This is a genomic window from Amycolatopsis sp. NPDC102389, assembly GCF_044765885.1.
GTDB lineage: Bacteria > Actinomycetota > Actinomycetes > Mycobacteriales > Pseudonocardiaceae > Amycolatopsis.
In genome coordinates, this window is the sequence record NZ_JBIWKX010000001.1 from 388,150 (window position 1) to 408,869 (window position 20,720).

Sequence of the window (20,720 nt, forward strand, 5' to 3'; positions counted from 1 at the left end):
TGTAAACCAGGAGAGAAAACGAGGAGAATCCCATGTTCGGTCGAACGCGCCCGAAAACCGCCCGTCGCCGTCTCGGCACGGTCGTCGCGCTCACGTCCGCGATCGCCGTGGCGGGCGGCCTCGCCGCGAGCCCCGCGCTCGCGGACGATCCGGTGGAGATCCCGGTGTCCTACACCGTCACCGGGAAGACCGTGGTCAAGAAGACCGGCGGCTCTCTCGATCTCGGCCCCGGCCAGCTCAACGGTGCCCTGGTGATCGACGGTGACAACGTCGGCATCCGGGGAAACCTTTCCCTGCCGCCCTCGACCGCGAACATCTCGCTGGTCTCGGGCGTCTTCAAGATCAAGGCCCGCGTGCGGATCGAGCCGACCGGCCCGGTCACCGGCACGCTGGCCAACGGCGACCTGACCACGCACTCGCAGGCGAACATGCTGATCGACAACATCGTGGTCGGCCTGTTCTGGCCGGTCATCCCGCTCCCGACGGTGCCGAACGCCTGCAAGACCGTCAAACCGCTCGACCTGACCCTGGTGTCTAAGAACGTCGACCTGTTCGCGGAGACGATCCCGTCGTCGGGCGTGTTCACCATCCCCGAGTTCAAGGACTGCTTCATCAACGACCTCGCGCTCGGGGCGTTGATCTCCGGGCCGGACAACACGATCAACCTGAGCATGAAGTCCAACCTCTGAGTCCAAGTCCGTGAAGGCCTCCTTGAGGGACTCTGGGTCCCTCAAGGAGGCCTTCACGGAACGTCAACAGAAGTACGGAGCCGTCGGGTCCACGAGCGCGACGCCGGTGCTGTCACCTGCGGAAACAGCGTAAACCGGCGCGCATACGCCGGAGAACTTCCAGAAGTCCGTCGGCGGTTCCGTGCTGGTGTCACGGCTTTCCGACTTCACGTTGCTGCCCCAGGCGAAGACGCTGCCGTCGGCCTTCAGCGCGACGTTGTGGTTGAAACCGGCGTCGATGGCGACCACGCCGGACTGCGCCTCCGGCGGAACCGTGGCCTGGCCGTAGAAGTTGTCGCCCCAGGCGATGACGCCGCCGTTCTTCAGCGCGATGCTGTGCCGGAAACCGGCCGAGATCGCCGACACCCCCGAGGTGGCCGCCGCGGGCACGGTGATCTGCCCCTTCCCGTTGCTGCCCCAGGCGACGACGCCGCCGTTCTTGAGCGCGAGCCCGTGGTCGCCGCCCGCCGAGATCGCGGTGACCCCGGAGGAAACCGTCGCGGGAACGGCCGTCCGCGAACCCCAGCTCAGCACGCTGCCGTTCGTTTTGAGCGCCAGGTTGAAGTACGCGCTGGTGGAGATCGCCGTGACCCCCGACGTCGCGGCCGCCGGTACCACGTTCTGACCGTAGAAGCCGTTACCCCAGGCGAGAACGCCGCCGTTCTTCAGCGCGAGTTCGTGCGCCCAGCCGGCGGCGATCGCCGAGACGCCGGACGTGGCCGCGGCCGGAACGGCCAGCTGGCCGTAGCTGTCGTTCCCCCAGGCGATCACCCCGCCGTCCTTGAGCGCGAGATGGGTGATCGCGCCCGCGGAGACCGCGGTGGCGCCGAGTGCCGAGGCCGGTATGGTCCCCTGCCCGTAGTCGTTGCTCCCCCATGGCCGCGCTTCGCCGGTCGGCGCGGCACCCGCCGTACCGGAAAGGGAAACCGTTGCGATCATTACGGTAATCGCGACGCCCGCTACCCGTCGTGATCGGATGCGTCGATTCTCGGAAGACATGCGCGGAATGTTAACCCGGTTCCGCCGACCGGCCGCCTCTTTGTCATCCCCGGACAAACTTCATAATCGCATTCAGCGCGCGCTGACAAGAAAGAACGGGCTTCTCACCCACTCCGAAACATGTCGACATGAATCCTTGTTACGTACATAACTCGCGGGTAACCTCGGTTTACCCCACCACCGAGAAAGCCGCTCGAGTCGAGCATATTTGATCAGAAAAATCCGCCGAAAGGCGCATGGGGAAAGCCGCCCGAGACGTAAACTGGATCAAAGGAGATGACAGGTATGTCCCGCAGACTTGGCAAGTTGTCAGCCGGCGTCGCCACCACCGGCATCGTGTTCGGCGCCGTCGCCGTGCTCACCGCCGGCACCGCCGCCGCCGCGACCACCTACGCCACCGGCACGGTCGCGTACATGTGCAACTTCCCCGGCATCGGCCAGCAGCAGCTGGACGTGAAGGCGAACTTCACCGGACCGGACTCGGTCGCCGCCGGCGGCACCTTCACCCCGGCGTCCGTCGGGGGCTCCGCCACCATCAACGCCACCATCAACGCGCTGCTCAACGCCGCCAACTACGACGGCGTGCGCGGCAAGGCGAACATGCCGGTCACGGTCACCAACGCCTCCCCGGCTTCGGCGACGGTGGCGAACCTGGACGTTCCGACGCAGATCAACCCGTACGTCCCGGGGCCGCGGACGTTCAACATCGTCCAGGACGCGGGCACCGTCGTCCCGACGTTCACGGCGGGCACGCCGGGTTCGGCGACCGCTTCGCTCGGCACCACGATCAACGCGCCGCTGGACTTCCACAAGAAGGACGGCAGCTGGACGACGTGGAACTTCAACTGCACCGTGAAGAACACCAACCCGGCGCAGAACCGCGCGTTCAGCCCGGCGATCCCGATCACCTGATGAACCACCCGTGCGGGGCGGGGACGCCCGCCCCGCACGGTCTCCATCCGCGCAAGGCACGAGAGGAACACCCATGACGCAGCAGGTTCGCCGGGCACTCGGGAGGTTTCCCGTTCTGGCGGGCGTCATCCTGCTCGCGGGGGTGAGCGGCGCACTGTCCTCTTCGGCCGCGACCGATCCGGCCACCCCGCCGCCGGCGCCGTTACAGGGCGCCACGTCCGCGCACCAGAGCCTCACGAACACCTGCGTCTTCCCGGATCCGGCCGGGGAACGACCGGTCACCATGGATGTCCAGGCGACGCTGCCGAAGGTGGTCCAGACCGGGAAACCCGTTCAGATCAAGGACTTCTCGCTGACCTTCACGATCGGCGAAGGGGCGCTCGGCGCCGTCACCGAGGTCACGGGTGGCGCGACCGTCGAACTCACGGCCGCGAACGGGGACAAGAAGACCCCGCTCACGGTCTCCCTGACGATCCCGGCGACGAAGGTGCCCGCCACCGGCGAACTGAAGCTGGTCGCGACGGGCACGGTCCCCGACATCCTCCTGAAGGTGCCGTCCGAACTGCGGCTGAGCACGGGCGCGCCGTCGCTCGCGCTGACCGCCGCGGAGACGCCACTCAAACCGATCACCTGCACCCAGGCACCGGACCAGAACACGCTGCTCGGCAGTGTCGCGCTCCTGCCGCTCGGAAAACCCAAGCCCCAGTCCGGCAAGCCCGGTGAGCAGAAGAAACCCGGTGCCGACGCGCGGGCCGCGGACGACGTCCACGCCGACGCCCTCTACCCCATCGCGTTGCAGCCGTTCGAACTGCAGGGCACGTCGTCCATCACGAAGCTCGGCGCCTTCGCCCGGCTGAAGCCCGCGTTCATGGTCAACGCGGTGTGGCACGTCGACCTGGAGAACACCGAGGGGCCCGGCAAGATCACCGGCTCCGTCATCATGCCGCCGAGCAAGATCGGCTTCCTCGGTTTCGGCTTCGTCCCGATCACCGCGACCATGGAACTGCTGCCGGAGGACTACGCGACCGGCAATCACATCATCGACGTCGACGGCGTTTCGATCCCGGAGCCGGAGGGCAGTTCGACCGTCCTCACCCCGCTCAAGGTCTACGGGAAACTGAGCGGGGTCACCATCAACGGCGTCGGCCTCGACGTCGGCGACAACTGCCTCACCGCCGAGCCGATCAAGATCAATCTCCGCGGGGAGAAGTACGGGATGTTCACCGGTGGCGTCGTACGCACCGATCCGAAGTGGACGGATCCCGCCTATCGGGACTTCACGCTGCCCCCGTTCTCGGGCTGCGGCGCGAAGGAGGATCTCGACTCGCTGTTGACCGGGATGGCTTCGGGGCCGGGGAACCAGGCCTGCGTCGGGGTCAACCAGGTCGGGTTGCCGTGGGACCCCGAGCGCAAGTGCCCCAATGTGGATCCGCCGGTGGCGCGCCGCTGACGCGTATCCCTAGGACCCGCTCGGCGTCCACTGTGGACTCTTGCGCGGCGACGGCAGCACCTCCGGAAACGCATAGCCTTCGGGCCCCGCGGAACGACCGACCCCGGCCCGCAGCGCGAGTTCCATCTCGAATCGCGCCCCCGGGTCGCGCAGGTGCTCGCCGAAGGTCGCCTGCAGCTGACGCATGCGGTACCGCACGGTCTGCGGGTGTACCTGGAGCCGCTCGGCGATGTCGACGACGTTGCCCTGGCTGTCGAGCCACGCGCGAAGCGTTTCGAGCAGCCGTTCCCGCTGTTTCCCGGTCATCTCGGCGAGCGGGGCGAACAGGCGATCGCGCAGCTGACAGGTCAGCGCGGCGTCGGCGTTCACGAGCAGGGTGGCGAGATGCTCTTCGGCGCGGATCACGCGGCGGGCCTGGATGATGCCCCGCTCGGAAAGGAGCAGGGCTTCGCGTGCCCAGCGCAAGGAATCGGCGACGGACTCCAGCGGACGGCACGGGCCGATCGACAGCCGGTACTCCGGCAGCGCGGCCTGCAAAGTGGCCAGTCGGGCGATCGAGATCTCGCCGGGGACGAGCAGACGCGGCTCAGCGCAGTCGAGTTCGGCGAGGACGTCCGAATCCACCGCGTTGTGCCGCCGGGGTCTGACGGTGTCGCCGATCGGGTGCAGCACCACCGGTGTCGCGCGTTCGGGTACCGTCCAGCCGGTGAGCTGCGCGAGTTCCGCGATCGCCTTCGACGGCGCGGGCGGTGTCTCCAACACCAGGTGCAGCAGTTTGCGGCGCCACGTGTCCAACGCGCCGGCGGTGCGCGCCTTCGCTTCGAGGTACCCGTCCAGCGCGACGGACGCCAATTCGTCCATGAACGCGAGCATCGCGTCGGCCAGTTGCGACATCACCGCGGACGAGAGGCCGCTGCGGCGGCCGACGCGCATGATGCGCCGCCACGAGACCCGGGCGCCGACCCGGTAGGCGGACTGGAGGGTGTCGAGGCTGCGGCCTTCCCGCATCTCGTTCTGCCCCAGCCGATGGTGGACCTCGTGCGACTGTTCCTTGGAGACGGTGGGATCCGCGATCTGGGCGACGAACAACGTGATCGCGTATTCGACGCCGGCGCGGATCGATTTGCCGTACGGCCCGTCGAGCGGGCGCGCGTACGCGGGGATGGTCGCGCGGATCTCGTCGACGATCTCGTTGGCGAGGCTGCCGAGTTCCGGTCGCAAAATGTCGGCGAGCTTGCGAGGAAGTGCCGCAGGGGGCTGCGCAGCGTGTTCGATTCCGCGCTCCACCGACATCGCAGCTCCTTTGCTCCGCCCAGCGTCCTGACATCCCACGATCGTCGTGGGGTGACAACGAACACATCGCGAAGTCGCTCGTGAATGTGTCACCTTTCGCAGAAGAAACCGATTTCTTGTCACCATCGTGACAAAATCACGGAGCAGCCCTGAATTTTGATGACAAGTGCCCGGCAAACGCCTCGCACGGTACGTACGAACGGCCGAAGTGAATGCGACCGTGACTCTGCGTCACTGCTTTCCGGTGAGCAATTCACCGAGTACTTCGAGCACGGGAGCCAGCACGCGGACCTCGGTGCCGGCGCATTCGGTGATCCCCGCGCCGACGACCTCGAAATCGCTCAGGCCGCGAAGCATCGCCACCAGACGCTCGATCGTCAAGCCGCCGGGCTCCGGATAGTTCAGCCCGTCGAACTCCGCCGGGTCGAGCACGTCGAGATCGAGGTGGATGTAGATCTTGTCCGCGCCGGCCAGGCCCGACTCGAGATCGGTCTCGAGGACGAGCCCGCGCTCGACGACGGCGCGCTCCGCGTCGTCGAAGGCCCTCGTTCCCGCGAGGACGACGCGTCCGGGTTCCACCGGCGGGTTCGCGGCGAACTCCGGGTCGCCCTCGCCGAGCAGCGACCGCAGCACCATGCCGTGGAACGCGCCCGACGGCGACGTCTCCGCGGTGTTGAGGTCGGAATGCGCGTCGAACCAGGCGACGCCGAGCCCGGGCCCGAAGCGGTAGCGCGCGACGCCGATCGGGATCAGCTCGACGCCGCAGTCCCCGCCGATGGTGAGCACCGGCCCGCCCGGCGCCTCCAGCGCGGCGAGCTGCGCGGCCCGGTTCGCGCCGGTGAGCACCGCGCGGTTGGCGATACCGTCGATCGCGGGTGAGGTCTCGCGCGTCTGCCGGATGTGGTGCACCGGCACGCCCAGCACGTGGCCCGCGAGCTCGGCGAGCGCGACGCAGCCTTCGGGCAACTCCGGCGCTCGCTCGGTCAAGGCGCCCTGGAACTGGGGTACGGCGTTGATCAGCACCCGGTGGAGATTAGCGCACCCTCATACCGCAATGAGTCCTCTGAATGCGGTACTTGCACACGCAAGTACCGCATTCAGAGGACGAAACGCGGGAGGCGCTACTCCAGGACAAGCAGCAGGTCTCCGCCTTCCACCTGCTGGACGGCGTTGATCGCGCGCCGCGACACCTTGCCGCCGGTGGACGCAGTGATCGACGCCTCCATCTTCATCGCCTCGATGGTCGCGACTGTGGCACCGGCCTCGACCTCGTCGCCCTCCGACACCTGCAGCGTGACCACGCCCGCGAACGGCGCGGCGATCTGCTTCGGGTCGCCCTTGGCGGCCTTCTCCGTCGCCGGGATGTCCGACGCGATCGCGGTGTCGCGCACCTGGATCGGGCGCAGCTGGCCGTTGAGCGTGGACATCACCGTGCGCAGGCCGCGTTCGTCGGCCTCGCCGATGGCCTCCAGCTCGATCAGCAGCCGGACACCCTGTTCCAGGTCGACCGAGTATTCTTCGCCCGGCCGCAGACCGTAGAAGAAGTCCTTGGAAGGCAGGACGGACGTGTCACCGTACTGCTCGCGGTGCGCCTCGAAGTCCTTGGTGGGCCCGGGGAACAGCAGCCGGTTCAGCGTCGCGCGCCGGTTCTCGGCGAGCCCCTTGTGGTCCTCTTCGGACAGTTCCTGCACCGGCTTCGGCTGCGCGCGGCCTTCGAGGGCCTTGGTGCGGAACGGTTCCGGCCAGCCGCCGGGCGGGTCGCCCAGTTCGCCGCGCAGGAAGCCGATCACCGAGTCGGGGATGTCGAACTTGTTCGGCTCCGCCTCGAAATCCGACGGCGAGACACCCGCGCCGACGAGGTGCAGCGCGAGGTCACCGACCACTTTGGACGAAGGCGTGACCTTGACCAGATGCCCGAGGATCTTGTCCGCGGCCGCGTACATCGCCTCGATGTCCTCGAACCGCTCGCCGAGGCCGAGTGAGATCGCCTGCGTGCGCAGGTTCGACAGCTGACCGCCCGGGATCTCGTGGTGGTACACCCGCCCGGTCGGCGACGAGAGCCCCGCCTCGAACGGCGCGTAGATCTTGCGCACGCTCTCCCAGTACGGCTCGAGATCGCCGATCGCCTGCAGATCCAGCCCGGTCGGCCGGTCCGAGTGGTCGGTGGCGGCGACGAGCGCCGAAAGCGACGGCTGCGACGTCGTGCCGGCCATGGACGCGACGGCACCGTCGACGGCGTCCGCCCCGGCCTGGATCGCGGCGAGGTACGTCGCCAGCTGGCCACCCGCGGTGTCATGCGTGTGGATGTGCACCGGCAGGTCGAATTCCTTGCGCAGCGCGGAAACCAGCCGCACCGCCGCCGGCGCCCGCAGCAGGCCCGCCATGTCCTTGATGGCGAGGACGTGCGCGCCCGCGCCGACGATCTGCTCCGCCAGCTTGAGGTAGTAGTCCAGCGTGTACAGCTTCTCGGCCGGGTCCGACAGGTCCGAGGTGTAGCAGAGCGCCACCTCGGCGACGGCGGATCCGGTCTCGCGGACGGCTTCGATCGCCGGGCGCATCTGCTCGACGTCGTTGAGGGCGTCGAAGATCCGGAAGATGTCGATACCGGTCGCCGTCGCCTCCTCGACGAAGGCGTGGGTCACCTCGGTGGGGTACGGCGTGTAGCCGACGGTGTTGCGGCCGCGCAGCAACATCTGCAGGCAGATGTTCGGCACCGCTTCCCGCAGCTTCGCCAGCCGCTCCCACGGGTCTTCGGCGAGGAACCGCAGCGCGACGTCGTAGGTCGCGCCGCCCCAGCACTCCAGCGAAAGCAGCTGCGGCGTGGTCCTCGCGACGATCGGCGCGACGGCGAGCAGATCCTTCGTCCGCACGCGGGTGGCGAGCAGCGACTGGTGCGCGTCGCGGAAGGTGGTGTCGGTGACGCCGATGGTCGGCGACTCCCGCAGCCAGCGGGCGAAGCCCTCCGGGCCCAGTTCGGTGAGCTTCTGCTTCGAGCCGGGCGCCGGTTCGAGGCCCTTGGGCAGCTTCGGCAGTTTGACCTGCGGGTCGAGGGTGCGCGGCCGCTCGCCGTGCGGTTTGTTGACCGTCTTGTCGGCGAGGTAGGTCAGCAGCCTGGTCCCGCGGTCGGCCGAATGGCGCGCGGTGAGCAGATGCGGGCGCTCCTCGATGAACGACGTCGTGACGCGGCCTTCGCGGAAGTCGGGGTCGTCGAGGACGGCCTGCAGGAACGGGATGTTCGTGGCCACACCGCGGATCCGGAACTCGGCGACCGCGCGGCGGGCGCGGCCGACGGCGGTCTTGAAGTCGCGGCCGCGACAGGTGAGCTTCACCAGCAGCGAGTCGAAATGCGCGCTGATCTCGGTGCCGGAGAACGCCGTCCCGCCGTCGAGGCGGATACCGGAACCGCCGGGCGAGCGGTACGCGCTGATCATCCCGGTGTCCGGACGGAAGCCGTTGGCGGGATCCTCGGTGGTGATGCGGCATTGCAGGGCGGCACCGCGCAGGTACACCTTGTCCTGCGACAGCCCGAGGTCCTCGAGCGTCTCGCCGGAGGCGATGCGCAGCTGCGACTGGACGAGGTCGACGTCGGTGACCTCCTCGGTCACCGTGTGCTCGACCTGGATCCGCGGGTTCATCTCGATGAACACGTGGTTACCGTCCCGGTCGAGCAGGAACTCGACGGTGCCGGCGTTGCGGTAGCCGATCTGGCGGGCGAACTTCACCGCGTCGGAGCAGATCCGGTCGCGCAGCTCCGACGGCAGGTTCGGCGCAGGCGCCAGCTCGACGACCTTCTGATGCCGCCGCTGGACCGAACAGTCGCGTTCGAAGAGGTGGATCACGTTGCCCTCGCCGTCGGCGAGGATCTGGACCTCGATGTGGCGCGGCTCGACGACGGCCTTCTCGATGAACACCGTCGGGTCGCCGAAGGCCGACTCGGCCTCGCGCGCGGCGGCCTCGATGGACTCGCGCAGCTGCGCGGGCTCCAGGACGCGGCGCATACCGCGCCCGCCACCGCCGGCGACGGCCTTGACGAAGACCGGGAAGCCGATCTCCTCGGCGGCGGCGATCAGCGCGTCGACGTCGGAGGACGGCTCGGAGGAACCCAGCACCGGTACGCCGGCCTCGCGAGCGGCCTTGACCGCGCGGGCCTTGTTACCGGTCAGTTCGAGGATGTCCGCGCTCGGCCCGACGAAGGTGATGCCTTCGTCCTCGCACGCGCGCGCGAGGTCCGGATTCTCGGAGAGGAAGCCGTAGCCGGGGTAAACGGCGTCCGCGCCCGCCTTCTTGGCGGCCGCGACGATCTCCTCGACCGACAGATAGGCCCGCACCGGGTGACCGGGTTCGCCGATCTCATAGGCCTCGTCGGCCTTCAGCCGGTGGAGCGAATTGCGGTCTTCGTGCGGGAACACAGCCACCGTGCCCGCGCCGAGCTCGAATCCGGCGCGGAACGCGCGGATGGCGATCTCACCCCGGTTGGCGACCAGTACCTTGCGGAACATGCCGGTCCTTCCCATCATCGGATCGGTAGGTGAGGCACGTTACCTGTTCGGTCCCGCAGGGCGGGAGTTGTTGTCCAGGTGATGGACATCATCCCTGGCTGAGTTGCGCCCCGGGACTCTGCAGCAACCTGTTCGCGGTGCCCTCGTGGACCCCGGTCAGCACGTCGACCGAAGCGAGGTCGACGAGCGCTTTCGCGACGTCCGGAGCCGACACTTCCGGGTGCAGGGCCCGGTACAGCGCGGCCACCCCGGCAACGTGCGCGGCGGCCGACGACGTCCCGCTGAGCACCCGGCCGCCGCTTCCCCCGGCGTTGGGACCGGGCACGTCGACGCCGGGCGCGAACAGGTCGACGACCTCGCCGTAGTTCGACGTCGCCCCGACCTGGTCACTCGCGTCGGTCGAGCCGACGGTGAGTGCTTCGGTGACCCGGCCGGGTGAGAACTTCCCCGCGTCGGTGGCCTCGCCGCCCGCCGGAAGGGCGACCGGGACGACCGCCGCGAGCGCGCGGACGGCGGCGTCGAGCTGGTCGTTGGCCGTGCCGCCGATGCCGAGGACGGCGACGGCGGGCTGCTGTGCGTTCTGCGTCACCCAGTCGATACCCGCGATGATCTTGTCCGTCGCGCCGCCGCCCTGCGCGTCGATCACCCGGACCGGGACGATTTGCGCCCCCTTCGCGACGCCGTAGGTCTTCGACGCGGCGACACCGGCCAAGTACGTGCCGTGACCGTTGGTGTCGGTGGTGTCCGTGCCGCCGTTCAGGAAGTCCTTACCCGGTTTGACGCGGCCGCCGAAATCCGGATGCGCCGCGTCGACCCCGCTGTCGATCACGTAGACCGTGACGTCCTTGGCGTCGGTCTCGTAGTGGTAGAGCTGGTCGAGGCCCGTTCGCTGGTCGATCCGGTCCAGTCCCCAGTTCGGCGGGTTCTGCTGGACTTCCGTCGCGGAGGCGGGCTGCGCCACGAAAACCAGGAGCGCGAGCGCGGCCATGACCCGTACCAGTCGAGTGATCATGCCTCGGGCCTACGCCTGTCACCCGCGAGGGGCAACCTCAACCACTCGATCGGCTGGGGCCGGTCGGAGGTGCCCGTGCCGAGCGCGAAGTGGTCGGCGATCTTCGCCGGTCTGACATACTGGCCGCTCTAATGCAACAGGAGTGGCAATTGGCACCCTCCGGCACCCAGCGGCCCGGCGGCCGGACCGAACGCACCCGCCAGGCGGTCCTGCACGCCACCCTCGACCTGCTGGCCGAACGCGGGTTCGGCGACCTGACCGTGGACGCGGTCGCCGAGCGGTCCGGCGTGCACAAGACCACGGTGTACCGGCGCTGGTCCTCACCGGACGGTCTCGTCGCCGCCGCGCTGCAGATGGGCGCGGAGGACGATTGGGTGGCACCCGACACCGGGTCCCTCGAAGACGATCTGTACGAGATCGCGGCCGAAGTGGTCCGGTATTTCACCGAGCCCGCGCTGAAGGAGCTGCCGACGGCGTCGGTGCTGGCGGCCTTCCAGTCGCCGCAGGCGGCCGAGGCGCTGCACGACTTCTATGCGGACCGGCATGTGCGCATGGCGCCGATCACGGAACGGGCCGTCGCGCGGGGCGAGATCCCTTCCGGCACGGATGGCGACGAACTGGTGCGAGCGGTGTGCGGGCCGATGTTCTACCGGCTGTTCCTGTCGCGGGAAAGCGTCACGGTGGCGGACGCGCGCGTCACGGCGCGGGCGGTGACGGTCGCGGCGTGGGAAGGCGCCTTCGTGCGGTCAGGCGTTTAGTCGCGGTGGGGGGGGGGGGGGGGGGGGGGGGGGGGGGGGGGGGGGGGTGGCGGGCCCCCCCCCCCCCCCCCCCCCCCCCCCCCCCCCCCCCCCCCCCCCCACCACCTGGACCCAGGCCGTTCCGGCGCCCTTTGGCCGCGGGGGCTTTCACTCGCGAAGAGGACAGTTTTACCGTCAGCGCCAAGGACTTTCCGGGCCAGACTGGTCTCTCCGTGCCACGAGAGGGGATCGCCATGACCGAGGAAGTCCGGAACCGGCCGCTGGAGATGCCGCGCCAGCTCAAGTTCGTCCGCGTTTTCCTCTGGGTGCAGGCGGTCCTCAACATCCTCGTCAGCGCGCTCGTGACCGCCCTCGCGGTCAACGAACTCGACCACGGCAACGAGGAAGCCGGCCTCGCCCTCGCGCTGGCGATCCTCGGTTTCGTGGTCGCCGTCGTGCTGATCGCTTGCGCGATAAGGATTTCCCGCGGTTCGCCCTGGGTGCGGCCGACGGTCATCGCCGTCGAAGGGCTGTCCGTGGTCATGGGGCTGATCAGCCTGGTCAACGGTGGGGCGATCACGCAGCTGATCGGGATGGGCATCGCCGTCGGCATCATCGTCACCCTCAACAAACCCGAGGAAAGCGCCTGGTTCAAGCGCTGACGAGAGCGATCCGGTAGCGCACTTCGGAAAGCGGGACGTCCTCGCCGGGCATGGTGTCGGTCTTCGTCGCCCCGTCCGGCGTCCAGCCTCCGGCCGAGTAGAAACGCTGGGCGCGTTCGTTGGTCTCGAGCACCCAGAGGGTCGCCTCACGATGCCCCGCGTCCCGTAGCGCGGCGACAGCGGCGTCCAGCAGCAGCCTGCCCAGACCGGTTCCCCAGCGCTCCGGTTCGAGGTAGATCGCGCGCAGTTCCCCGCGGCTCCGGTCGACGGCGGTGAAGCCGAGGAGCACTCCGTCTTCGACCAGGACCAGGATGTCGCCCCGGTGGGCGGGATCGGCGAGGGTCCGCTGCCATCGGGCGGCCCGTGCCTCGACGGAAAGATCGCGGAGGTAGAGCTCGGGCAGCAAGCCTTGGTACGCCGACTGCCACGACCGCACGTTCACCTCGGCGATGGGCCAGGCGTCCTCGACGGTCGCGAGACGAACTGTGGCCATCGTCAGCTTTTCGCCTTGCGGGCCGCCAAACCGGCCACGATGGCCAGCGAGAGCACCGCCGCCAGCGCGATCCCCCAGCCGGCGCCGGTGACGCTCGAACTGCTCGGTATCGCGTAGAACAGCGCGCACACCATGACGATGCCGCCCGCCGCCACCCCGCCGAGGAAGGCGACGCCGAAGGCAGCCGGCCGCAGCAGCGCGCCGAGCACCGTCCCGATCAGGAGCGCCACCGAGACCACGAGGTAGATCGCGGCCTCATCGGCGCGGCTCGACGAGTAGTTCACGAGTTCGACGGCCTCCGTCACCAGCCCGGCCGCGCAGCCGGCCCCGGCCACGAGGGCCGCGACGGCGAGCCCGTCCCGCGGTTTGCCGAGTCCTAGCCGGAAACTCCGGTCCCGCCGCACCGCGACCATCGCGCAGACGGCCCCCGCGAACAGACAGCCGTCGGTGAGGACCAGCAGCGCCGGGCCGGACGGGATCGCCGAAAGCAGCGCGAGCCCGGACAGCGCGCCCGGCCCCACCATCCGGCGTGTGTTCGGCAGGAGCATCGCGATCCCCGCCGCGGTCGCGAAGACGACGAGCGGTATGACCGTCCAGCCGCCGTCTTCGAAGAAATCCTCCAGGCTGTGGCTGACCGCGAAGGCGATGGGCACCAGGTACACCGCGCCCGCGAACGCGAGCAGACCCGCGGCGGCGGCGAAGGGATCCGGCTTTCCGGCCACGGCTTCGACCGGCGGCACGGGGACCGCGGCCTCGGCGAGCGGAACCGGTTTCGGGACCGCGGTTTCCACGGGCGGCGCGGATTTCGGAAGCGGTTCGGGCGGCGGGGCCGGTATCGGCGCGGGTTCCGCGACGAACTGGCCCTCGACCCGCACCAGCACCTCACCGGTCGGTCCGGTCACCGTGATCCGCCCGTCGAACGCCCCGGGCTCCGACAGATCCAGGGAGATCTCGGCACCGTCGCCGTCCTCGGTCACCCGCAGCCAGGAATGCGAGGACGCGAAGCGGCACGCTCGCGCGATCGGCGGTCCGCTCAGCCTGACGCGCGCCACCGGCCGCGACCCCCGGACGACCTCGCCGAACCGGATCACCTCCGGCTCCGCCCGCACCAGCGCTTCCCGCCGCGCCAGATCGGCGGCCTCGGCGATGTGCTGGATGTCGGTCTGCGCCATCGTGGCGAGGACTTCGTGCGCCCCGATGGCGACGGAGAGGTTGTCGCTCGTCAGCCGCCGCTGGAGTTCCGTCACCGCGCCGAGGCGGGTGAACATGTTGGGATCCTCGCTCGCCGCGCGCAGATCGGCCGGGACCGGCGACGGTTTGATCCGGCGGCGCCTGCTCCTGGCCAGATACAGCTCGCCCTGCATCTCGATGTCGCGGCTGGGCGTCTGGTTCGGGTTCCGTTCCCGGACGCTGTCGAACAGGTAGTCGTAGAGCTCGCTGAGCGCGATCCAGCCGTCCTCGTCGCGGTCCGCGTCGCCTGTCCGGAGCCCGTCGACGAGGGCCGAGGTGAACACCGACGGCCGGGCGTGGTCGTCGGCGAGCTGATCGCCCTCGAAGGCGTACTCGATGGAGTTCGACGCGGTGATCACCGCCCGGCCGCGGCCGCCGAAACCCGCGCCAGGGAAGGCGTCGAGCACGTTGGCCTCGCCGGTGGCGCGCACGGCGACCCCTTGGCTGAAAGCGCCGCCGTAGCAGCAGTCCAGCAGGAGGACGATGCTCCGCGACCGGCTCATCCGCATACAGCGCTGGACGAAATCGGCGGGGACGGCGGTCGACGCCAGCCGCTCCGGCCGGGTGTTGCGGGCGGCGAAGAACAGCTCGCCCGACTCGCTTTTCAAGCCGTGGCAAGAGAAATGGACCAGCAGGACGTCGTCCGGCGCGCTGTCGGCGAACAGATCCTCGACCCGGCCCGCGATCACGTGCGCGGTCTCGTCGCGCACCACCTGGACGTCGAACTCGCTGACGGCACGGTCGGCGAGGACCTCGGCGAGCGCCTCGGCGTCGGCGGCCGGGGACCGCAGCGCGCTCAGCCCGGCGTTGTCGTACTCCCCGTTGGCGATGATCAGGGCCCGCCGCTCGCCGGTCATGACGACGAATGCCTGCTCACGAAGAGTGCGACGAGTTTGTCCTGATCGGTGAGCGTCGCTTCAGACAGCTCCAGCACGTCGCCGTCGATCTCCAGCCGGACCGTGCGCTTCACCCGTCCACCGCGCGAAAGCCATTCCCGCACGGCCGCCACCACCGAACGCAGGCCGTCGGCGGATTTCCCCAGCGTGATCAGCAGGCCGCCCGCCATCGCCGGGTCGAAACCCCGCGAGCCGGGTGGCGCCTCGCCGGCGGGCAACGCCTTGACGTCGGCGACCCCGCGATCGATCAGTTCCCCTCGGAGATACCCGGCGAGCTGCTCGACCCGTTCCGCGTCGGCCCCGTCCTCACCGAGCTGCACCCGCACCGCTGCCGTCATCCCCGGCCTCCCTCGCCCGTACGGAAAGAGGAAACCCTTCGGCCCGTCCGGCGGCAAGGTCCGATCGGGCAGAGATGTTCACGTCAGCTTTTTTCCAGGTACTCCACGCGATCTTCGTCGACGACGTCGGCGATCATATGCGCCAGCCCCAAGTAATTCCCCAAGGCCGGGTCCTTTTCGACGATCTCCAACGCGCGAGCCCGCGCCTCGGCGATGACGTCCTCGTCCTGCAGCAAGGACAACAGTTTCAGCGTCGACTTCTTCCCCGACTGCGCGGCACCGAGGATGTCGCCCTCGCGGCGCAGTTCCAAGTCCATTCTGGACAGTTCGAAACCGTCCGTCGTGGACTCGACGGCGGCGAGCCGCTCCCGGGTGGTCGTCCCGTCCAGGGTTTCGGTGACCAGCAGGCACAGCCCCGGCACACTGCCCCGGCCGACCCGGCCGCGCAGCTGGTGCAGCTGGCTGATGCCGAAGCGGTCGGCGTCCATGATCACCATCGCCGTCGCGTTCGGCACGTTCACGCCGACCTCGATCACGGTGGTCGCGACGAGCACATCCAGGTCGCCCCTGGAGAACGCCTGCATCACGGCGTCCTTGTCGTCGGCGGGCATCCGGCCGTGCAGGGCCCCGATCTTCAGCCCCTTCAACGGTCCTTCGGCCAGCTCGGGCGCCACGTCGAGGACGGCGAGCGCGGGCCGCTTGTCTCCCTTGTCCGACGCGGGTTCGTCACCGATGCGCGGGCAGACGATGTACGCCTGGTGTCCCTTGCCGCATTCCTCGCGGACGCGCTGCCACGCCCTGTCCAGCCACGCGGGCCGCTCCGCGACCGGCACCACCGACGTCTTGATCGGCGACCGGCCGACCGGCATCTCGCGCAGCGCGGAGATCTCCAGATCGCCGTAGACGGTCATCGCGACCGTGCGCGGGATGGGTGTCGCGGTCATGACGAGGACATGCGGGCTGGTCTCGTCGGAGCCGCGGGAACGCAGCGCGTCCCGCTGCTCCACCCCGAACCGGTGCTGCTCGTCGACCACGGCCAGGCCGAGATCCGCGAAGGACACCGTGTCCTGGATGAGCGCGTGCGTGCCGACGATGATCCCGGCCTCGCCGCTGACCGTCTCCAGCAACGCCTTCTTGCGTTCCTTGGCGCCCATCGAACCGGTCAGCAGGGTCACCCGCGTCGCGTTCTCCGCGCCGCCCAGTTCGCCCGCCTGACCGAGGTCGCCGAGCATCTCGCGCAGCGACCGGGCGTGCTGCGCGGCGAGGACCTCCGTCGGCGCGAGCATCGCCGCCTGCCGCCCGGAATCGACGACCTGCAGCATGGCGCGCAACGCGACCACGGTCTTGCCGGAACCGACCTCGCCCTGCAGCAGCCGGTTCATCGGATGCTCAGTGGACAGATCGCGGGCGATCTCGTCGCCGATGTCCCGCTGGCCCGACGTCAGCGCGAACGGGAGCCGTTTGTCGAAGGCGTCGAGGATGCCGCCGTCCTTGTGCGGACAGGCTTTCGCGGGCCGCGAGACCAGGGAATGCCGTCGCTGCGCGAAAATCAGCTGCACCGCCATGGCTTCGTCCCATTTGAGCCGTCGGCGCGCGGAGTTCAGCGCGTCCCAGCCCGACGGGCGATGGATGCCGCGCAGCGCGCTTTCCAGGCTGGGCAGGCCGTATTGGGCGAGCAGCTCGATCGGCATCGGATCCTCGTCGACCTCCAGCACGTCCAGCACCTGACGGACGGCCTTGGCGATCACCCAGGTCGGGATCCCTTGCGCCGCCGGGTACACCGGGATGATCTCGGCGAGGAAGTCGTCCATCGCCTCGGCCTGGCGGTCGGCGTCGAACAGCTCGTACTCGGGATTCGCCAGCTGCAGGACGTCGCGGAAAGCGGTGACCTTGCCCGCGAAGAGCCCGTTCTTGCCGGGCACGAGCTCCTTCTCACGCCAGGCCTGATTGAAGAAGGTGCACTGCAGACGGCGTTTTCCGTCGGTGATCACCATTTCGAGCAACGTGCCGTTGCGAGCCTTCATCCGGCGCTTGTTGACCCGCTCGATCCGCGCCATCACGGTGGCGTGCTCGCCGAGTTCGAGCCCGGCGATGTCGGTGAGCTGCCCGCGCTCGGCGTAGCGGCGGGGATAGTGGCGCAGGAGGTCGCTGACCGTCTCGATCTTGAGGCCCTTGGCGAGGGCCTTCGCCGTCGCCGCGCCCACGACCAGCTTGAGGTCCGCGCGCAGGTTGGTCATGCGGTCACTCCACCCCCATCAGCAGCACGGCGTCGGACTGACCGCCGGCGTAACTCGTCAATTCGACCTCGGGATGCTCCAGGCGGAGCTGATCGGCCAGCTCACCCGGCAGCCGGACCGGCGCGTCCACACCGGTCAGCACGGTGACCAGTTCGCCGCCGAGGGCCAGCATCCGGTTCAGCACGCCGACCGCCGCCGCGACCAGGCTCGTCTCCGAGGCGGGCGCGGGCTCGATCAGCACGACCTCGCCGTCGACGAGACCGACGACGTCACCGGCCTGCGCCCGGCCCACCCAGGTTAGCGACTCCTCCTGCGCGATCCGCAGTTCGCCACGCCTGGTCGCCGCCGCCGCTTCGGCCATCGCGACCACGTCGTCGTTGGTGCGGCGGTCCTTGTCGTGGACGGCCAGCGCGGCGAGCACCTGGACGGGTGACACGCACGGGATGACGACGACGTCGCGATCCGCGGCCATCGCGTGCCCGGCCGCCGCGTCGGCCGCCGAGGTCAGCTGCTGACCACCCGGAAGGACGGTGACGTGATGCCCGGCGGCCTCGTTGATCAGGCCCAGCATCTCCTCGACGGTCGGCTCGCTCCCTTGCGGGACGGAAAGCACCGCGACCCCCTCCGCGCGGAGGAGTTCGGCCAGCTGCCCGCCGTGCACGACGGCGACCACCGACCGGTCGATCCCGCCCCCGACCTCGACCGGGGTGGGCGTGATCAGCGGCTCGACCCGGACCCGGCGGGGACGGCCGAGCTCGATCCCGGCCTCCAGCGCCGCGCCGATGTCCGCGCAATGGACATGGACGGCGTACGCGCCGGCGCCGTCCCCGGCGACCGTGACGCTGTCACCGAGGCCGCTGAGGGTCTTGCGAAGCCCGGGGAGACTGCCTTCGTCGACGCCGTCGAGCAGGTACATGACCTCCCAGGCCGTCGGCGCGTCGATCGTGTGATGGTGATGCGCTTCGAGCGGGTGTTCCGGCTCGGTGAGGCCGCCGGAGATCACGCCGGAGAGGGCGTCGAGGACCGCGACCAGGCCACGGGCGCCCGCGTCGACCACCCCGGCCACCGCCAGGACGGGCAGCTGCTTCGGGGTCTCTTCGAGCGCTTCGGCAGCGACACTGGCCGCCGCGGCGGCCACCTCTTCGAGTGAGCCCGTCGCACCGCGGACAGCCGCGGCGACGGTGTGGAGGACGGTCAGGATGGTCCCGGCCACCGGACGGCTCACCGCACCCGTGGCGGCCCTGTCCGCACACCCGAGCGCCTCCGCGAGCCCCGGCCCGTCGAGCTCGCGGGCGGCCGCCGACTCGGCGACCCCGCGCACGACCTGCGACATGATCACGCCCGAGTTGCCCTTGGCCGCCGCGACCGCTCCCTTGGCGAACGCCGCCAGCGCCTCGGCCGTCGACGAGGGCTCGGCCTCCGCCAGCGCGTCGCGGGCCGCGGTCATGGTGAACAGCAGGTTGGAGCCGGTGTCGGAGTCGGCGACCGGGTAGACGTTGATGCCGTCGATCGCCGGCCGCAGCACCGCCAAGCTGTGCACACAGGCCGCCGACCAAGCCGAGACCGCCGCCACGTCCAGCACCCGCACCCCGTAACCTCCTACCTGTTCCAGCGAGGGTATCGACCCGGTGCCGGAGGGCTCTGAGCCACTGGTTACTATGGTCGAGTTGCCCAGCATGCTGGGCGCATCATTCTTTGTCCCAGATCCAGAGGAGTTCGACGTGGCTGCCGTGTGCGACGTCTGTGGCAAGGGACCGGGCTTTGGCAAGTCGGTCTCGCACTCCCACCGGCGTACCAACCGCCGGTGGAACCCGAACATCCAGACCGTTCACGCCAAGATCGGTCTGTCCCAGCGCAAGCGCCTGAACGCCTGCACCTCGTGCATCAAGGCGGGCAAGGTCGTTCGCGGCTGAGCCGGGTTTTTGGGGAATGGCGGGTGCTCTTCGGAGCACCCGCCATTTTTTATGGGGTGGTTGCTTTGGGTGGGGCCGCGCCGTTCCGTGAAGGCCTCCTTGAGGGACTCTGGGTCCCTCAAGGAGGCCTTCACGGAACGGAAACATTCCCGTGAGTCTCGGTAGCACCACCAGTCACAGCGGGGCGCGCGAAGGGCACCTTCCTTGCACCTAGGTGTACTGACCTGAGAGGTTAGGAACGCGGCTGGCGGGTGGTTGGCCGCCGAGTGCGGTGTGGCCGCGGTGGTGATTGTAGGTGTGTAGCCAGACTGGGTAGGCGTCGCGACGCTCGGTCTCGGAGTGGTAGGGGCGGGCGTAGGCCCATTCCTCGAGGAGGGTGCGGTTGAACCGCTCGACCTTGCCGTTGGTCTGCGGTCGGTAGGGTCGGGTGCGTTTGTGGACGATGTCCGCGTCGCGCAGCGTGTCGCGCCAGAGGCGGGATTTGTAGCAGGCCCCGTTGTCGGTCAGGACCCGTGTGACGGTGATTCCGTTGCTGGTGAAGAAGGTCTGGGCTCGTTGCCAGAACGCGGCCGCGGTTTCTTTCTTCTGGTCGGGCAGGATTTCGCTGTAGGCCAGGCGGGAGTGGTCGTCGACGGCGTTGTGCAGGTAGCTGGACCCGATCCTGGGTTTGCCATGCCGGCGGGCGGTGGTGGTGGCTTTCTTGTGCCGCAGGCCGGTGGCGCGGTCGAGGACCCGGTGCCCGCCGCCGTCGGGGATGTTGCCCAGCTTCTTGATGTCCACGTGGATCAGGTCACCGGGCGCGGGATGTTCGTAGCGGCGGACCGGCTGTGCGGTGGCCCGGTCCAGGTGGGAGAGCCGGGCCAGGCCGTAACGGCGCAGGACTCGATGCACCGTGGACGGGTTCAGCCTGAGCAGGTAGGCGATCCGGGCGGGTCCCCACCGGCGCAGGACCCGGACCTTGATGATCCGCCGCTCGGTGCGGGTCGGAGTCCGCGACGGGCTGCGGCGCGGACGAGACGAACGATCGACCATCGCGGCTTCGCCGCCCGTGCGGTAGCGACCGGCCCAGCGTTTCGCCGTGGACACCGCGACCTGGAACCGTTCCGCCGCCCGCCGCAACGGCCATTCATCGTCCACGACACACCGGGCCAGGCGCAGCCTCCCGGCAGGGGTCAACGGTGCGTTAGCGTGAGTCACGAGGGCCTCCAGGTATCCGGGGTAGATGTCGCAATCCACACCGAACCCGGAGGCCCTCCCTCATTCCAAGATCATCCGACTACGTGTCTCCACGTTCGCAACCTCCCGGGGCAGTACACCTAGG

At 69.3% G+C, this 20,720-nt stretch carries 17 protein-coding genes; 6 read left to right on the forward strand and 11 right to left on the reverse strand.

Annotated elements, in window-relative coordinates; genetic code table 11:
- Positions 1-32 precede the first annotated feature (32 nt).
- Positions 33-689 carry a hypothetical protein gene (locus tag ACIRGA_RS01825; RefSeq protein ID WP_400935630.1) on the forward strand — a complete coding sequence of 219 codons (657 nt, stop codon included), beginning with the start codon at positions 33-35 and terminating at the stop codon, positions 687-689.
- Positions 690-752: 63 nt separating this feature from the next.
- Here the strand turns inward: ACIRGA_RS01825 and ACIRGA_RS01830 are convergent, their stop codons facing one another.
- Positions 753-1,667 (reverse strand): RCC1 domain-containing protein, encoded by a 915-nt coding sequence (locus ACIRGA_RS01830; protein ID WP_400935632.1) that lies wholly within the window; start codon positions 1,665-1,667, stop codon positions 753-755.
- A gap of 345 nt (positions 1,668-2,012) precedes the next feature.
- Between ACIRGA_RS01830 and ACIRGA_RS01835 the strand changes: the two genes are divergently transcribed.
- Both ACIRGA_RS01835 and ACIRGA_RS01840 read left to right on the forward strand, forming a co-directional pair.
- Positions 2,013-2,639 (forward strand): DUF6801 domain-containing protein, encoded by a 627-nt coding sequence (locus ACIRGA_RS01835; RefSeq protein ID WP_400935634.1) that lies wholly within the window; start codon positions 2,013-2,015, stop codon positions 2,637-2,639.
- A 73-nt stretch (positions 2,640-2,712) separates the two neighbouring features.
- Positions 2,713-4,089 (forward strand): DUF6801 domain-containing protein, encoded by a 1,377-nt coding sequence (locus ACIRGA_RS01840; RefSeq protein ID WP_400935636.1) that lies wholly within the window; start codon positions 2,713-2,715, stop codon positions 4,087-4,089.
- Between the two features lie 9 nt (positions 4,090-4,098).
- Here ACIRGA_RS01840 and ACIRGA_RS01845 read toward each other — a convergent pair whose 3' ends face one another.
- From ACIRGA_RS01845 to ACIRGA_RS01860, 4 genes are all read right to left on the reverse strand, one after another.
- Positions 4,099-5,382 carry a PucR family transcriptional regulator gene (locus ACIRGA_RS01845; RefSeq protein ID WP_400935638.1) on the reverse strand — a complete coding sequence of 428 codons (1,284 nt, stop codon included), beginning with the start codon at positions 5,380-5,382 and terminating at the stop codon, positions 4,099-4,101.
- 231 nt (positions 5,383-5,613) lie between these two features.
- Positions 5,614-6,405, reverse strand: a complete 792-nt coding sequence (locus ACIRGA_RS01850; RefSeq protein WP_400935640.1) for an arginase family protein — start codon at positions 6,403-6,405, stop codon at positions 5,614-5,616.
- 98 nt (positions 6,406-6,503) lie between these two features.
- Positions 6,504-9,881 (reverse strand): pyruvate carboxylase, encoded by a 3,378-nt coding sequence (locus ACIRGA_RS01855; RefSeq protein ID WP_400935642.1) that lies wholly within the window; start codon positions 9,879-9,881, stop codon positions 6,504-6,506.
- An 88-nt stretch (positions 9,882-9,969) separates the two neighbouring features.
- On the reverse strand, positions 9,970-10,869 hold the full coding sequence (locus ACIRGA_RS01860) for a S8 family peptidase (protein WP_400935679.1): 900 nt from the start codon (positions 10,867-10,869) through the stop codon (positions 9,970-9,972).
- Between the two features lie 173 nt (positions 10,870-11,042).
- Between ACIRGA_RS01860 and ACIRGA_RS01865 the strand changes: the two genes are divergently transcribed.
- On the forward strand, positions 11,043-11,651 hold the full coding sequence (locus tag ACIRGA_RS01865; RefSeq protein ID WP_400935644.1) for a TetR/AcrR family transcriptional regulator: 609 nt from the start codon (positions 11,043-11,045) through the stop codon (positions 11,649-11,651).
- Positions 11,652-11,884: 233 nt separating this feature from the next.
- Entirely contained in the window at positions 11,885-12,292 is a 408-nt protein-coding gene (locus tag ACIRGA_RS01870) for a hypothetical protein (protein ID WP_400935646.1), read from the forward strand.
- Here the strand turns inward: ACIRGA_RS01870 and ACIRGA_RS01875 are convergent.
- The 5 genes from ACIRGA_RS01875 to ACIRGA_RS01895 form a co-directional block, all read right to left on the reverse strand.
- Positions 12,282-12,785 carry a GNAT family N-acetyltransferase gene (locus ACIRGA_RS01875; protein WP_400935648.1) on the reverse strand — a complete coding sequence of 168 codons (504 nt, stop codon included), beginning with the start codon at positions 12,783-12,785 and terminating at the stop codon, positions 12,282-12,284. The genes ACIRGA_RS01870 and ACIRGA_RS01875 overlap by 11 nt on opposite strands.
- 2 nt (positions 12,786-12,787) lie before the next feature.
- The gene (locus tag ACIRGA_RS01880) at positions 12,788-14,872 is read right to left on the reverse strand and encodes a caspase domain-containing protein (protein ID WP_400935649.1); all 2,085 of its coding nucleotides are present in this window, start codon (positions 14,870-14,872) and stop codon (positions 12,788-12,790) included.
- Entirely contained in the window at positions 14,869-15,249 is a 381-nt protein-coding gene (locus ACIRGA_RS01885; protein WP_400935651.1) for a hypothetical protein, read from the reverse strand. Before ACIRGA_RS01885 ends, ACIRGA_RS01880 begins: the two co-directional genes overlap by 4 nt.
- Before the next feature lie 83 nt (positions 15,250-15,332).
- Positions 15,333-17,486, reverse strand: coding sequence for an ATP-dependent DNA helicase RecG (gene recG, locus ACIRGA_RS01890; RefSeq protein ID WP_400935653.1), 2,154 nt, complete (start codon positions 17,484-17,486; stop codon positions 15,333-15,335).
- 4 nt (positions 17,487-17,490) lie between these two features.
- Positions 17,491-19,074, reverse strand: a complete 1,584-nt coding sequence (locus ACIRGA_RS01895; RefSeq protein ID WP_400935654.1) for a DAK2 domain-containing protein — start codon at positions 19,072-19,074, stop codon at positions 17,491-17,493.
- A gap of 133 nt (positions 19,075-19,207) precedes the next feature.
- Between ACIRGA_RS01895 and rpmB the strand changes: the two genes are divergently transcribed.
- A complete protein-coding gene (gene rpmB / locus ACIRGA_RS01900; RefSeq protein WP_007031450.1) occupies positions 19,208-19,399 on the forward strand; it encodes a 50S ribosomal protein L28 in 192 nt (63 codons plus the stop codon).
- A gap of 210 nt (positions 19,400-19,609) precedes the next feature.
- On the opposite strand, the gene ACIRGA_RS01905 is transcribed toward rpmB, so the two are convergent.
- Complete coding sequence (locus ACIRGA_RS01905; RefSeq protein ID WP_400935656.1) at positions 19,610-20,596, reverse strand: IS481 family transposase; 987 nt, start codon at positions 20,594-20,596, stop codon at positions 19,610-19,612.
- Positions 20,597-20,720 lie beyond the last annotated feature (124 nt).